This is a genomic window from Nocardia mexicana NBRC 108244, assembly GCF_001613165.1.
Taxonomy (GTDB): Bacteria; Actinomycetota; Actinomycetes; order Mycobacteriales; family Mycobacteriaceae; genus Nocardia; species Nocardia mexicana.
In genome coordinates this window covers 26433-40355 of the sequence record NZ_BDBV01000089.1, presented here as the reverse complement: position 1 = coordinate 40355, position 13923 = coordinate 26433, and the positions used below count along the sequence as shown (strand labels likewise).

The following is a 13923-nucleotide window of genomic DNA, read 5'->3' as shown; positions in this document are numbered from 1 at the left end:
ACGGCCTCCGCATACGGTAAGGACTGAGACGTGCGACGCTTCGAATTCGCAGTGGACCGCGACCACGCGCGAGCGGTGAACGAAGTGCTCGCGTCCATCCGCCGGCTGCGCATCCTGGCGTTCGCCGCGGCGATCGTGCTCGGGCTGGGGACCGCGGGGCTGATCTGGCTGAGCCACCCGTACTCGTTCCTGCTCGCGGTCGCCTTCGCGCTGGGCACGATCATCGCGCTGTTCGTGGCGGTGTGGACGCCGTACCGCTCCCGTATCGAGAAGCTGTACGCCGAGGGCGACCTGGTGCCGGCGGTGGTGTCCGACAAGCACTCCCGGGGAGTCACCCTGCTGGCGCTCGTCAATATCGCCAAGCCCGGCTGCGACCCGCGCTACGCGCTGATCACCCGGGTGGTGCGGGCGCTCCCGGGGCATCGGCAGTGGCCGGGGGAGCAGGTCCCGGCGGTCACCGTGCGCGCCGATCGCGCACCGCGGTCGGTCGGCGATCTGCGCCAGACGGTCAGCGCCATGCCGATCGCCTGGGGCACCCGGGACACGGCGGTGATCGACCGGGCCCGGGCGGCGATCAGCGATGTCGAATGGAAGCTGCTGACCGACAATCTCGCCCTGGCCGAGAAGGTGCGGACGGTGGATTCCAAACGGCTGCTGCTGGATCCGCAGCAGCTGCCGGGGGAACTGCGGGGATGATCGGAGATGTCTAAAGGGCTTGCGGGCCTCAATAGACTGATCTGGTGATTCCGGCCACCAATCTGCTCGCGTTCCTGGTCGCGGCGACCATCCTCATCGTCATTCCCGGTCCGGGTGTGCTGTTCACGATCGGCCGCGCCCTCACCGACGGCAAGCGAGCGGCACTGATCTCGGTGGCCGGTCATTCCTGCGGCGTGCAGGTGGTGCTGACATTGGTGGCGGCCGGTCTCGGCACGCTCGTGGCGGCGTCGTCGATCGCGCTGAACATCGTCAAGTTCACCGGCGCGCTGTACCTGATCTACCTCGGCGTGCAGTCCATCCGGGACCGACGGTCGCTGCGTGAGGCGATGTCGAACGTGGCCCGGCAGCCCGCGCGGAATCGCCGGGTGTTCCGGCAGGGCTTCCTCGTGGGTGTGACGAACCCGAAGGCGATCATCTTCTTCTCCGCCGTACTGCCGCAGTTCGTCGATCCGGCGGCGGGGCCGATACCCGTGCAGATGCTGATTCTGGGCGTGGTCTTCCTTGTCATCGCGCTGGTGTCCGACAGCCTGTGGGCGCTGCTGGCCGGTACCGCCCGCGACTGGTTCGCCCGTTCGCCGAAGCGGCTGGAGGCCGTCGGCGGCGCGGGCGGCGTCATGATCATCGGCATGGGTGCGAGCGTGGCGGTCTCGGGCACCAGCCACTGAGCCCACTAGCATCGAGCGACGGTCGGCACGCCCGTGCCGGAAAGGGTGGCTCGCTGCATGGCTTCACACAACTGGTTGCGCTGCCTCGCAGCCGGACTGCTGGTCGCGGCCGCCCTGGCGACGCCGATGTACGGGCAGGCCGCACCGGCGCGGGCCGCGGCCGATCCGTTCGTGGGCGCCTCCGGGCTCGGCGACCCCTATTACCCCGATGACGGCAACGGTGGGTATCAGGTCGACCACTATGCCCTCGCGATCGACTACGACCCGCCCAGTCGCCGACTGGCAGGCACCGCACGGGTGAATGCCGTTGCGACGCAGGCATTGCGGATGTTCTCGCTGGACTTCGCGGGCCCGGAGGTGTCGAAGGTTTCGGTGAACAACCTCCCGGCCGGATTCGCGCGCGAGGGCGAGCACAAGCTGACCGTCACCCCGGCCGTGCCGGTGCTGCCCGGACTGCCGTTCACCGTGACCGTGGAATACGCCGGAACCCAGGGCGACAGCCCGGGATCCGGCTGGACGATCTCGCCCAGCGGCGGCGCATTCGTTGCGGGCGAGCCGCATTCGGCCACGACGTGGTACCCGCTCAACGACACCCCTTTGGACAAGGCCACTTTCGACCTGACCGTGACGGTTCCGCAAGAGTGGGAGGTGGTTTCGAACGGGCTGAAGGTGCGCGACGAGGCCGCGGGGGCGAAGCGGACCGTGCAGTGGGCGGTGCGGCATCCGACGCTGGGATACCTCACCACGGTCGCCATCGACCGGTTCGAGTTCCTGGAGCAGCGCCGCGCCGACGGCACCCCGCTGGTCAGCGCGTTCGCCCCGCAGGCGGTGAAACACCGGGAGCTGGAGGAGCGCCTGCCCGAGGTGCTCGACTTCCTCGAATCGCTCTACGGCCCATACCCGTTCGACAGCGCCGGTGGCATCTACATCGACACCGATCTGAAGATCTCGCTGGAGACCCAGACCCGGCCGACCTACGCGCCGTGGACCGATCTCAACACCCTCGTCCACGAGAACGCCCACCAGTGGTGGGGCGATTCGCTGTCGGTGCGGCAGTGGTCGGACGTCTGCCTGAACGAGTGCTTCGCCAGCTATACCGCCGACTACCTGTGGCCGGAGCGCAAGGAGGGCGAGGACGTCGACACTCTGTACCGCGAGACCGTGGCGAATTTCCGCGACGCACCCGAGCGGTGGGAGACGCGCCTGCAAAACCCCGGTGCCGAAAAGGAATTCACCGCGGTCTACTACCGGGGCCCGCTGTTCCTGCATGCCCTGCGCAACCTGGTCGGTGACGACGTCTTCTTCCCCGCGATCGCCGAGTTCGTGCGCACACACGCCTACGGCAACGCCTCGATGCCGGAATTCCGGGAGTTCATGCAATCCGAGACGGGAATCGACCTGTCCGGGTTCTTCGCGGCCTGGCTGGACGGTACGGAGATTCCGGCGGACGAGTACCTGTACCCGGGGGCGTTGCGCGGCTGAGGTTTCCGGCCAAAAGCGCCGGAAATGACGAAGTGGGGCATGCCGGAGATGAGGAAGTGGGGCGTGCCGGGAGTGTCGACGTAGAGGTACGTAGATGCCCGGGATGGCGGTGGGCGCGCCTTACTCCTCTGGTACTCGTGACCGTGACTTCTCCACCCAACGTTCCACACGCTCCAGTTGGCGTTCGGCCTTCTGCAGTGCTTCCTGGGCGGAGCGTTCGCTTGCGGAGGCGAAGCGGCGCTGTTCCTCGGCGCGGTCCAGTTCGGCGCGCAGGGATGCGATGCGAGTCTCCGCCTCCTGGACTCGGGTCGTGGCGCTGTCGAGGTCGGACTGGGCGGAAGTCTGTGCCTCCCGGGCGGATTCGAGGGCCTCGAGGGCGTCGTCCAACTCCTGGCGGGCGGCGTCGGCACGATCCTCGGCGGACTTGCGTTGCGGCGCGGGCCGTTTCGCCGCGGTCGCCGCGTCCGGTACCGCGGCGAGCGCCGGGCCCTCGGGCCCGAAGCCCTCGTAGTTGGCCGCCGTGGTCAGCGTTCCGGTGCGCACCTCCTCGGCCACCGCCGGGTCGGCGAGCGCCGCGTGCAGCGTCTGCCCGACCTCGCGCAGCACCCCCTCCGCCAGTGGGCGCTCGTGCTCGGCCGCCAGCTGACCGGCCTTGCGCGCCAAGGCATTCACCACCTGCTGCCGCTGGGTGGTCAGGCTGCGCAGCTGATCCCCGGACAGCCGGCGCTGCGCGTCCTGCAGGGCGGCGCCGAGCTCCAGCAGCGACCCGACCTCATCGGGTGCCTCGCGGGCCAGCAGGTTGACCGCCCATGCCGCGACGGTCGGCCGCCGCAGCTTGCCGATCGCCGCCGCCAGTTTTTTGTCGCCGGCCGTGCGCGCCGCTTTTGCCTGCTCGTCGCGTGCCGCGACGAACTCGGCGGGGTCGAGCGCGTAGAGCCGGTCGGTGACCTCCTCGAGCGTCATGTTGCCGAGCGTAACGATCCAACCGATGATGTCGACGTAAGATCACGAACCGCGCATTTCGTGCGGATGAAGTGTGAAAGGCATCCCTCGTGAACCTTCTCGGATTTCAACTGCTGACCGGCTTCCTGCCCCGCATGCTCAACCTCCAGCTGTTCGGAATGTACGGCATGGGCATGTTCCACTGACCCGTTCGCCACTGCGCCGGGGCGCCGACGGGTATTCTCACCGCGATCGCGGACCGAACTGAACGGTTGGGTGAGAAAGGTTTTCGGCATATGGGAACCGCAGGTGCTCGCCTCGTCTCGGCGCTGCTGGTGCCGGTCGCCCTGGCGGCAGGGTGCTCGGCCCTGCAGGGTGCAAGTAGATCCGATACCGCCCGGGCACAGATCGGCGACTGCATCGACGTGCTCGAGGGCTCGACCGTCGACTCCCGGACCGAGCCGGTCGACTGCACATCCGACCGGGCCGTCTACACGGTGATGTCGGCCTCGGAGGCCCAGCGGGACTGCGGCACCGAATACTCCTCCTACGAGGAGACCTTCCACGGCGGCACCACCGCATTCCTGTGCCTCGCCCCCAATCTCAAGCAGGGCAGCTGCTACCACCAGGACCGGGATACGGGATTCGCCTACGCCGACTGCGCGGCGCCCGAGGCCACGGTCCGGGTGGTGGCCCGGATCGACGGCCGCTCCGACGAATCGCTGTGCGAGGCGAATTCGACATTCCTGCTGCTGTCCGAGCCCAAGACCACGTTCTGCCTGGCAAACCCCAAGGGGTAGCCGGGCTCACTGATCGACCAGCGCCACCGATGCGATGCGATGCAGCATGAAGTGCCGGACGGCGCCGGTCACCGGGTCCAGCGCGTCGAGCTGCCCGCCCGCGACCTTCATCGGCTCCACGACACGCTGCGTGGCGACGCCCTGGGCATCGACATAGCCGATATGCACCGGGCGCCGCACCCGCACCGCCAGCTGCAGCAGCGCCATGGTGGCCGCGGTGCTGGTGCGGGTGCCGTCGGATCGCACCGCCTGACCGGACCGCGCCCGCGCCGCCTTCTCTCCCGCCCGCAGTTCGGAGACGAGCAGCCGCAGCTGCTCGGTGCTGGGCGGCGTCGGACGCCACGACTGCCGGGCATTGGTCCGCGCCGGGATGCGGGTGCCGTGCGGGCGCAGGTCGACGATCGCACCGGACGAATCCTCGCCCGCCGGAGCGAATCCCGCGCCGCGCAGCTGTTCGAGCACCTCGCCGAGCGGCGCCTGCGACACGGCCACGGTCGGCGCGACCGCGCGCAGCGCCAGCTGACCGGCGACCGGGGTCGCCAGCACCTCGGCCAGCAGCGCCGGATCCTCGCTGCGCACGAACGACTGCGCCATGCCCGCGCGCAACCGGCCGTGCCGTCGGGCGACGTCGTCGATCAGGTAGGTCAGCGACTGCGGCACCGGGGTGCGCGAATGCGCGGAGAACAGCTGGTGCAGCTCGGCCGCGGTCATCCCCGCGTCCAACGCGCGCCGCACCGACGCATCGCCGATCCGGTACACCGTTGCGGCGCCCGCGGATTCGACGTCGGCGACCAGCGCGATGCGGCTCTGCAGATCCGGCACCAGCGGCCCCGGCGCGACGACCGTGAGGTCCGCCTGCACCAGCACGTGATCCACGGGGGCGGGCAGCGCCGACTCCATCTCCGCCTCGGCGCCGTCCGGGCTGCCGTGCAGCAGCGCCCGCCCGGCCGAGGTGAGCGCGCCGCGGCCGATCAGCCCGAGCGCATTCGCCTCCGCCAGCGTGCGCTCGACGGCGTCGGTGCGGAAGTGCCTGCGCCAGCGCGGTTGCCGCCAGGCCAGCACCCGGGCGATATCGGACGGGGTCAGCGCCGCGCCGGTGGGCTGCTCGGCCAGCAGGTCGAGGATGGCGCGGCGATCTCGGACGGCGTGCATATTGCGCAGTTCCAGCGACAGGGCGGCCAGGGGTTTGTCGTTGGCGTCGCGCTGGCCGATCATCCACGGGAAGCGGTCCAGTTCCAGCCACGCGGCGGCGAGCACCACCCAGCGGCGGGCCGAGGGCCCGTCCAGCCAGCCGTCCGCGGCCGTCGTCGGCGCCCAGAAGTCGTCGACGGCGTCGGACGGTGGTGCCGGTTCCGGAATTCCCTTGTCCAGCAGGCGCGCCGCGGCCAGCACCTCGACCAGCAGACCCACCCGGTTCTCGTCGATACCGGTCTGCTTGGCGACGCGGCGCAACTCGCGCACGCCCAGCCCGCCGGATCGCAGGGCCGGTGCGGGCACCTGCTCCAGCACCTCGACGATGTCGGCGCAGTGCCGCAGCAGCTCGCCCGCCTCGGTGGCGGCGGCCGCATTGCTGTCGGCGGCGGTGTGCTTGTCCGGCTCGGGCCGCGGCGGCTGCAGCGCGTGCGGGTCGGTCACCGGTTCGCGGCGCAGCACCTGACCGACGGCGGGCGGGAGTTCGACGGTCTCGTCGTCGACTCGGTCCAGTAGTCGCAGCGCGAGCAGCCGGGGGACGGGACGGTCCGGCGGCGCGTCGGGCGCGGCGTCGCGGGTGCGCCCGCGTGGTCCCGTGCTGGCCAGCTTGTCCAGCAGGGCACGTTCGGCGGGGCCGATTTCACCCAGCGCGGCAACGATTTCCGATTCGGTGAGGGCGTCCGGGATCTCGGTGGTGCTGCCCAGCGGCCACGGCAGCGCGTCCTTGGCCGCGGCCGCCAGGTACAGCTCGTCGGTGCCCCAGGTGAGGGCGCGGGCGGTCAGGCGGGCCACGGCGGCGTCGATGGATGCGTCCGGGACGCGGTCGCCCAGCAGCTCGTGCAGGCGGGCGCGGGGGAGGGGCGTGGCCCGGCGGCCGGGATAGGCGGCGCCGTGCACCGCCAGGGTTTCGATGACCGCGAATTCCAGCGTGTCGAGCTCGTCCGTCGCGCGCAGCACCGAGGCGCGCTGTTCCGCGCGCGCGGCGAGTACCGACATCGAGGAGGGCAGCGGCACGGCCAGATCGGGCCGGAGCTCGAGCAGCGTCACCAGATCGTCGTCGGTGCGGGCGGCGAGCCAGTCGGCGAGTGTCGCGCCATCGGCCGAACCCTGGCCGGCGGGTGCCGCGGGGTGATCGTCCCCGGCCCGGGGCGCTTCGTCGGTCGTGGTCATCCCGTCCAGCGTACGGCCGGGCGTCGTGGGCCGCTGGGTCGCGTACAACACCCGTTGCCGGGCGGCGTCGGATGATCGGTTCCATGCCAGAATGAGGTCGTGGTGAACAAATCGAAGAAACCCTATGTCGACAACGGTTGGCCGAAGGTGGCCAACGGTGACCACGCGGTCACCGAGCTGTCGTCGACCCGCTCCGGTGGTCTGTCGCCCTATGGCGAGGACACCGAGTTCCCGGTGCCTGCCGACGAGGTGCCGTACGTGCATCCGCACACGGTCATCAACCGCTGACCGCAGTACGACAAGGCCCCCGCATCGCTGAGATGCGGGGGCCTTGTCGTTGGTGATGCGGGGCCATGTTCGGCCGGATGCGGGGGCTGTGTTTATGGCCGGGCGCGAGGGCCCTGTCGTTCGCGGATGCGGGCCCTCTTGTCGGCCGTATGAGGAGACTTACTGGGGCAGCATGCCCTTGTTCGCCTCGAAGAAGTCGACCACGGTCGGGTCGAGCTTCACGTTGTTGGCCTTCGCGGCGTTGAACACGTCGATCGCCGGCTGCGGCACCTGGATGCCCTGCGCCTGGGCGATGCTGAGCGCCTTGTCGACGGCCTGGAAGACCTGCTGCGAGGCGTCGGCCGACTGGGCCGGTTCCTGCGGCAGGGCCTGGGTCTCGCCGGTGGGGTTCCAGCGCGGGGTCTCGGCCGGAGAGGCGGGCGCGGTACGGGTCTCGGGGCTGCCGCTCAGCCCGAGGCGGGAGGAGCAGGAGGGCCATGCGCCCCAGCCCTGCGAGGCGAGGACCTTCTCCGCTACGGCAATCTGCTGCTCGCGGGTGGCCTGGTTGGCCGTCGCGGCGTACTCGGTGCCGCCGTGCGACTTCCAGGTGCTCGGCGAGAACTGCAGACCGCCCTGGAAACCGTTGCCGGTGTTGATTCCCCAGTTACCGCCGGCCTCGCACTGTGCGAGCTGATCCCACTCGGCGTCGGGTGCCGCGGAGGCGTTCCCGGCGAGAGCGATACCCGCGCCGCTGACGATCGCGCCAGTGACGGCGACCTTGGCGACGGTGCGGCCGGTGTTGGTCGGCTTGCGATGGCGTCCACTCATATCGGGTCGTCTTCCTCTCGTACGCGCCTGCGAGGTGAGCTGTCGGGTTCGGACTGAGAGGCCGTCCGGCCCTGGTGCACCTCGCGGTGCGCCGGGGCTTCACCCCAAGGGAGCGATCGTTGCCGATCGTTCCCGCTTCCCTGCTTAGGGAACGTGGGTTCCCCGCCCTCGCCCCTGGTTCCGTCGGGGTCCGTACCCGCGGGGCGAGGCTCGGTGCGGCGGGCCGGTGGTTCCGGGACTGCTCCCGGCTGCGTTAGACCGTACGACGATCGCCGCGAAAAATCACTATTTGGTAACCGGCGTGTATGGACGGGTCACGGTCTGGCGCAACACCTTCCGTTCCGCGTCTGTGCAGGTGGATGCGGCGTGTCCCGGCCGAGTGCCAGCCGTGACCATGCCGTGACCGTTCCGTTATGTGATGAAGATCACACGTGTACGACGGGAAGGAACTGGGCAAATACGGAGTTGACTAGCGAGCTCGGCGACCGGACCACAGCGCGAAGACCACCGCGAGGAGCAGACCGAGCGGGGTGCCGGTCATCGCGACCAGGTACAGCCACAGTCCGGGCTCGGCGTCGGTCAGAATCGGCGTGAGGAAGATGGCGACGACCGCAAGCACGCCGACCGCGAACAGGACCAGGGCCACGATCATGAGCGGATCGCGGGGCCGGCGCGAGGGAGGATTGGGCATTACTGCACCGTAAAACTGGTGTGCTAGGGGTATGGGCACCGGGGTAGACTCGATAGCAATCGCGTCCTGCATAACTGTGTAGGGCGCGTTCTTTTCGCACAGAGAATGTTCCGGAATCGATTCCGGGACAACGGTTGTGCCCGGGAGGTCCGGGCATCGATGACGAACGGGTGAGCGCAGTGCCGACCGGCAAGGTGAAGTGGTACGACGTCGAAAAGGGCTTCGGCTTCCTTTCCCAGGATGAGGGTGAGGACGTCTATGTTCGGTCGTCCGCGTTGCCCAAAGGTGTCGAAGCGCTGAAACCCGGGCAACGGGTGGAATTCGGAATGGCGGCCGGCCGCCGCGGCCCGCAGGCGCTGAGCCTGAAGCTGCTGGAGCCGCTGCCCTCGGTGCGCGGCGCCCAGGCTCGCAAGGAGCCCGCGGCCCATCCCCGCAAGGCCCCCGACGACCTGCACGGAATGATCGAGGACATGATCACCCTGCTGGACGCGAAGGTGCAGCCGGACCTGCGCAAGGGCAAGTACCCCGACCGCAAGACCGCGCAGCGCATCGCCGAGGTGGTGCGGGGCGTGGCCCGCGAGCTGGATCACTGAGACGTTCGGACCGACCAGGCCTGGTAGGGCGCGAACGACTCGGCCCCCGTTTCGTCGCGGGTCGGGACGACCAACTGCACCTCGACTCCGGCCAGGCGTAGGTCGGGCTCCGGGCGCGTCGGCACCGTGATCGCGCGCGTGCCCTCGGCGTAGTCGCGGTACGAGGTCAGGCGCTGCACGTCGGTGCCGTCGGGCAGGGTGTACTCGAGCACCATCACCCAGGGCGCGTCGGCGATGTGCCGGGGCAGCGACAGCTGCAGCGGATCGCCGGGACGCGTCTCGAGGGTGACCGTCGTGGCGCTCTCGCGGCAGTTCAGGCCGAGCTGCCCGTTGCTGTCGGACTGCGACACCGTGCAGAAGCGGTACGGCGGCACGGTGGCCGAGGTGCCGTGCGCGTAGGCGGTGATCTCCGGCTCGGGCTCGGGGGCATTGCGGACCGCCACGGCCACCACTCCGGCGATGACGGCCACCACCACGAGCACCGCCACCGCCGCCAACGCGAGGATCGTGCGGGTACTGGGCTTGGTCATGGCGCGTATGTCCTGTCGCTCGTCGGGTAGGTCGGATCAGCTCGGTGCGGCCGGGTACGGCGAATCGCCGGTGCCCCCGGGGACTTCCTGCTTCGCGTGCTGCGGGCGGTTACCGCCCCAGCCGGGCAGCAGCGAATGCCCACGGTAGCTCACGAACGTCTGGATCAGCCCCACCGCCAGCACCGCGGTGACGACGGCGAATCCCTTCCAGAAATCCGTCGGCAGCAGCACGCCGCCCGCGCCGCCGATCACCCACGCCAGCTGCAGCACGGTCTCCGAGCGGCCGAATCCGGACGCTATCGACTCGGGCGGCAGATCGTCCTGGATGGAGGCGTCCAGCGACACCTTCGCCAGCGCGCTGGCCCCGGACGCGACCAGGGTGGCGACCGCCGCGCCCAGCAGGTTGTTCGTGATGGTCGCGAACAGGGCGACGCCCGTGCACGCGGCCGCGCACACCACCACGATCAGCGACGGGCGGCCCAGCTTCATCCGGGCGCCCGAGGCGTTGCCGGCGAAGTTGCCGATCGCCGCCGCCGCGCCGACCACGCCCAGCATCGCCGCCTGCTGCACCGGCCGGTGCTCGGTCGACTTGGCGACGAAAGCGACATAGAAGGTGAGGAATCCGGTCAGCACCCGGATCGAGCCGTTGCCCCACAGCCCGGTCACGACCGCGCGGCCCAGCGGCTGGCGGCGGCGGTTCGCCTTGACCGCGGACGACTGTTCCGAATCGAGGATCGCGGTGCGGGTGTCGTCGCCGTGGTAACCGAGCGTCGCGGGCACTTCTCCCTCGGTGACCTCCACCCAGGACGGGATGCGCAGGCTCAGGTACGCGCCCGCGGCGGCGATCAGCGCGGCGAACACCAGCGCGCCCGGCGAGCCCGCGACCGCCGCGATCAGCCCGGCCACGCCGCCCGCGCCGAGCGTGCCGCCCACCAGGCCGAACACCGTGAGTCTGGAATTGGTGCGCACCAGATCTATGTCCGGTGGCAGTACCCGTGGTGTGACCGCGCTCTTGAGCACCGCGAACGATTTGCTCAGGATCATCATGCACAGCGCGAGCGGATACAGCGCCCAGGTGTCGATATTGAAGATCAGCAGGATCGCGATCACGATGCGCGCGGCGAACGAACTGGCCAGCGCCACTCTGCGGCCGTGCTGCAGGCGGTCCAGCAGCGGGCCGATCAGCGGCGCGATCACCGCGAACGGGGCGATCGTGATCAGCAGGTACAGCGCCACCTTCGACTTGGACTCGGCGGAGGCGGCGGAGAAGAACAGCGTGTTGGCCAGGGCCACCGCGATGGCGGCGTCGAGGGCGAAGTTGGCCATCGTCGCGTAAACCAGTGCGGTGAGCCCGGATTCGTCGGCGCCGTCGGCCTTGGCCGCGCGCTGGAAGGTGTGAAACCCCTTCTCGGTGAGCTCCCGGCTGCGCATCGCCACCACCCGGGTGACCGTCAGCTTGCGCGGGACCCGTTGACGGCCCGCGAATTCCGTGGTGTCGGCCGCGGGCTCGGGTTCGGGCGGGGGCGGTGGGGCCTGCCGTGGCGGCGGGTCGGGAGCGGGTTGCGGGTCCTGACGCGGCGGCAGGTCGCGCGGTGGCTGGCCGGAAGACATCCGGCGCGTCACGAATTCGGGTACGTCGGACTCGCCGCCGCGATCGGGCAGCGGCGGCAGCGGACGGCGGGACGGGGTACTCGGGGGCGGGTACCGGTCGTAGCCGGGGTGTCGCCGGGTGAGCGGATACTCCTCGCCGTCCCACGGACCTGGATCGGTTCCGGAGGAATCGCGGGAGGCAGCCACACATCGAGTCTATGGGGCGGCGTTTGTGCCCGTTCACTGCGGGACGAATCGCACCTCGAACATCGTCGGCCAGTTCTTGCCGGTGATCAGGAACCGGTCCGTACCCGGCAGCTGGGCGATGCCGTTGAGGACGTCGGTGCCGTCGCGGTCGCCCTCGGGCAGCAGCCCGGAGGCGTCGATATCGGCCAGTACGGCGCCGGTGCCCGGATCGATGTGCAGGATGTGCTCGGTGGGCCAGTCGTTGGCGTACACCGAACCGTCGGCGGCACAGTCCAGTTCGTTGAGCCGCGCGCCGCGGTGGCCGCCGAGCCGGATCGATCCGGTCGGTGCGAAGGAGACCGGGTCGCGGAAGGTGAGGGTGTCGCTGCCGTTGCTCATGACCACGCGGTCACCGCGGGTGCACAGTCCCCAGCCCTCGCCGTCGTAGCGGGCGCGGCCGCGCTCGGCCAGGGTCGCCGGGTCGCGCGCGAAGGCCACCCCGTCCTTCCACGTGAGCTGCCACACGGTGTCGCCCGTCCGGGTGACGCCCTCGCCGAAGTACTCGTCGGGCAGCGCGGCGCGCGCCAGCGGCGAGCCGGTGGCGACATCTGTGGCGCGCACATCGGAACGGCCTTCCAAGCCGGTGCTCTCGTAGAGGGTGTCGCCGTCGATTTCCAGCCCCTCGGTGAAGGCGGCGGGGTCGTGTGGCCTGGTCGAGACCACCTCGACGCGCATTCGCGGAGTGGTGTCGCCGCTGTCGCAGGCGGCGGTTCCGGGTGCCAGCACGGCCAGCAAGATCGGCCCGGTCGCGGCCCACGCACGATGTTTGCGGTTCATACGGCAAAATGTAGGGCGTGAGCGCAGTGTCTGTTTCGGAGTCCGGAGTGCGACCGATCCTTGCGGAGGCGGTCGACCTGGCCCGTCGTGCGCTTGCGGAGCTGCAGCCGACCGGTGTCGGCCCGCATCTCGGCGTGTCGGCGGAGGACGAATGTGCGGCCACCCACCACTTCGAGGCCACGTTGCCCGGCTACCACGGCTGGCAGTGGGCAGTGGTGGTGGCGGCGCCCCCGGAGGCCGAGCGCGCGACGGTGAGCGAGTCGGCCCTGCTGCCGGGGCCCGACGCGCTGGTCGCGCCCGAATTCGTGCCGTGGGACCAGCGAGTCCGCCCCGGCGACCTGGCGCCCGGCGATCTGCTGGCGCCCCCGCCGCACGATCCGCGGCTGGTACCCGGCTACCTGGTGACCGGCGACCCGGTCGTCGACGATGTGGCCGAGGATCTCGGCCTGGGTCGCAGTCAGGTGCTCAGCCGGGAGGGCCGCGAGGAGGCCGGTGAGCGCTGGTACTCCGAGTACGGACCCGAGACCGATATGGCCCGCGCCGCGCCGTCGACGTGTGGCCTGTGCGGCTTCTACGTGCCGCTGGACGGGGCGCTGCGCGCGGCCTTCGGCGTCTGCGCCAATGCGATGGGCGCCGACGGGCGTGTCGTGCACAACGAGTACGGCTGCGGTGCCCATTCGGACACCGTCGCGCCGTCCTCCTACAGCGGATCGCCGTTGTACGAGGCGTACGACGACGCCGCGGTCGAGGTGATCCCGAGCGCGGATCTCCGCCAGCGAGCGGGTGCCGAGGGGGCGGGGGAACAGGCTGCGGCGCCCACGGAGACCGCCGATACCGGCGTCCGGCAGGATGCGCGAGCCGATCAGGATTCGACGGCCGGGAGCGTTGTCGGCGCCGAGTCCGCATCGAACGATGCCGGGTCGGCCGTATCGACCGGCGCCGCGAGTGAGCCGGATTCGGATACCGCCGCTGGTGCTCCCGCGGCAGGTCTCGAGACCGCCGAGTCCGCCGCAGTCGAGGGCGCTGAAATACTTTCCGCCGGTGCGGATTCGGATGCGGCGGGTGCCCCCGATGCGCCGGTGGGCGATGCGCGGACCGAACCGGCCGTGGCGGAGGTTGCCGAAACACCTTCCGCCGATGCGGCTTCGGAGGCCCTGGAGATCTCCGAGCAGCAGGTCGGCGGCGCGGGGAACGAGGCGGCTGAGGCGGTCGCGGATGGTTCCGTGGCGGATGACGCGGCCGAAACCGGCTCTGCCAGTGCGGATACCGCCGGGCCGGTTGTCGTGCCGGGCACGGTTCATGAGAGCAGCGAGGCCGACCGTGACGGCGAATCCGCCGACGGTGCGGGGCGCGCCCAGTACAGCGATGCCTGGGGCGTGTCTTCGGTGCGGGTGCAGCGCGCCGAGCCCGGGGCTGCGGGGGAGCACTGAGCGG

At 70.4% G+C, this 13923-nt stretch carries 14 protein-coding genes and 1 riboswitch; of the genes, 7 read left to right on the top strand and 7 right to left on the bottom strand.

From position 1 onward, the window contains the following. Nucleotides 1-30: 30 nt before the first annotated feature. The 3 genes from NM1_RS31990 to NM1_RS31980 are packed head-to-tail and all read left to right on the top strand — an operon-like array spanning nucleotide 31 to nucleotide 2864. The gene (locus tag NM1_RS31990) at nucleotides 31-696 is read left to right on the top strand and encodes a DUF3239 domain-containing protein (RefSeq protein WP_068028589.1); all 666 of its coding nucleotides are present in this window, start codon (nucleotides 31-33) and stop codon (nucleotides 694-696) included. 44 nt (nucleotides 697-740) lie between these two features. After that, complete coding sequence (locus NM1_RS31985; protein ID WP_068028587.1) at nucleotides 741-1382, top strand: LysE family translocator; 642 nt, start codon at nucleotides 741-743, stop codon at nucleotides 1380-1382. A 57-nt stretch (nucleotides 1383-1439) separates the two neighbouring features. Continuing rightward, nucleotides 1440-2864 carry a M1 family metallopeptidase gene (locus tag NM1_RS31980; RefSeq protein ID WP_068028584.1) on the top strand — a complete coding sequence of 475 codons (1425 nt, stop codon included), beginning with the start codon at nucleotides 1440-1442 and terminating at the stop codon, nucleotides 2862-2864. A 120-nt stretch (nucleotides 2865-2984) separates the two neighbouring features. On the opposite strand, the gene NM1_RS31975 is transcribed toward NM1_RS31980, so the two are convergent. Continuing rightward, the gene (locus NM1_RS31975; RefSeq protein ID WP_068028580.1) at nucleotides 2985-3827 is read right to left on the bottom strand and encodes a hypothetical protein; all 843 of its coding nucleotides are present in this window, start codon (nucleotides 3825-3827) and stop codon (nucleotides 2985-2987) included. Between the two features lie 275 nt (nucleotides 3828-4102). On the opposite strand from NM1_RS31975, the gene NM1_RS31970 reads away from it, so the two are divergent. Then, the gene (locus NM1_RS31970) at nucleotides 4103-4606 is read left to right on the top strand and encodes an LppU/SCO3897 family protein (RefSeq protein ID WP_068028577.1); all 504 of its coding nucleotides are present in this window, start codon (nucleotides 4103-4105) and stop codon (nucleotides 4604-4606) included. Nucleotides 4607-4612: 6 nt separating this feature from the next. Here the strand turns inward: NM1_RS31970 and NM1_RS31965 are convergent, their stop codons facing one another. Beyond that, entirely contained in the window at nucleotides 4613-6967 is a 2355-nt protein-coding gene (locus NM1_RS31965; protein ID WP_068028653.1) for a helicase-associated domain-containing protein, read from the bottom strand. A 99-nt stretch (nucleotides 6968-7066) separates the two neighbouring features. On the opposite strand from NM1_RS31965, the gene NM1_RS31960 reads away from it, so the two are divergent. Continuing rightward, a complete protein-coding gene (locus tag NM1_RS31960) occupies nucleotides 7067-7255 on the top strand; it encodes a hypothetical protein (protein ID WP_068028573.1) in 189 nt (62 codons plus the stop codon). Between the two features lie 159 nt (nucleotides 7256-7414). On the opposite strand, the gene NM1_RS31955 is transcribed toward NM1_RS31960, so the two are convergent. Continuing rightward, nucleotides 7415-8062 (bottom strand): transglycosylase family protein, encoded by a 648-nt coding sequence (locus tag NM1_RS31955; RefSeq protein WP_068028568.1) that lies wholly within the window; start codon nucleotides 8060-8062, stop codon nucleotides 7415-7417. A gap of 9 nt (nucleotides 8063-8071) precedes the next feature. After that, nucleotides 8072-8258, bottom strand: a riboswitch (cyclic di-AMP (ydaO/yuaA leader). Between the two features lie 273 nt (nucleotides 8259-8531). After that, entirely contained in the window at nucleotides 8532-8753 is a 222-nt protein-coding gene (locus NM1_RS31950; RefSeq protein ID WP_068028564.1) for a hypothetical protein, read from the bottom strand. A 179-nt stretch (nucleotides 8754-8932) separates the two neighbouring features. On the opposite strand from NM1_RS31950, the gene NM1_RS31945 reads away from it, so the two are divergent. Beyond that, nucleotides 8933-9346, top strand: a complete 414-nt coding sequence (locus NM1_RS31945) for a cold-shock protein (protein ID WP_068028561.1) — start codon at nucleotides 8933-8935, stop codon at nucleotides 9344-9346. Here the strand turns inward: NM1_RS31945 and NM1_RS31940 are convergent. Genes NM1_RS31940 through NM1_RS31930 form a run of 3 tightly spaced genes read right to left on the bottom strand, consistent with a single transcriptional unit; the run spans nucleotide 9340 to nucleotide 12489 of the window. Further along, nucleotides 9340-9876, bottom strand: a complete 537-nt coding sequence (locus tag NM1_RS31940) for a DUF2771 domain-containing protein (RefSeq protein ID WP_068028558.1) — start codon at nucleotides 9874-9876, stop codon at nucleotides 9340-9342. The two genes, NM1_RS31945 and NM1_RS31940, sit on opposite strands and share 7 nt — an antisense overlap. 36 nt (nucleotides 9877-9912) lie before the next feature. Then, nucleotides 9913-11673 carry an MFS transporter gene (locus NM1_RS31935; protein ID WP_068028555.1) on the bottom strand — a complete coding sequence of 587 codons (1761 nt, stop codon included), beginning with the start codon at nucleotides 11671-11673 and terminating at the stop codon, nucleotides 9913-9915. A gap of 33 nt (nucleotides 11674-11706) precedes the next feature. Then, on the bottom strand, nucleotides 11707-12489 hold the full coding sequence (locus tag NM1_RS31930) for a glutaminyl-peptide cyclotransferase (RefSeq protein ID WP_068028553.1): 783 nt from the start codon (nucleotides 12487-12489) through the stop codon (nucleotides 11707-11709). A gap of 17 nt (nucleotides 12490-12506) precedes the next feature. On the opposite strand from NM1_RS31930, the gene NM1_RS44715 reads away from it, so the two are divergent. Next, nucleotides 12507-13919: a DUF3027 domain-containing protein gene (locus tag NM1_RS44715; RefSeq protein WP_084520239.1), complete on the top strand. Its 1413-nt coding sequence runs from the start codon at nucleotides 12507-12509 to the stop codon at nucleotides 13917-13919. Nucleotides 13920-13923: the final 4 nt, after the last annotated feature.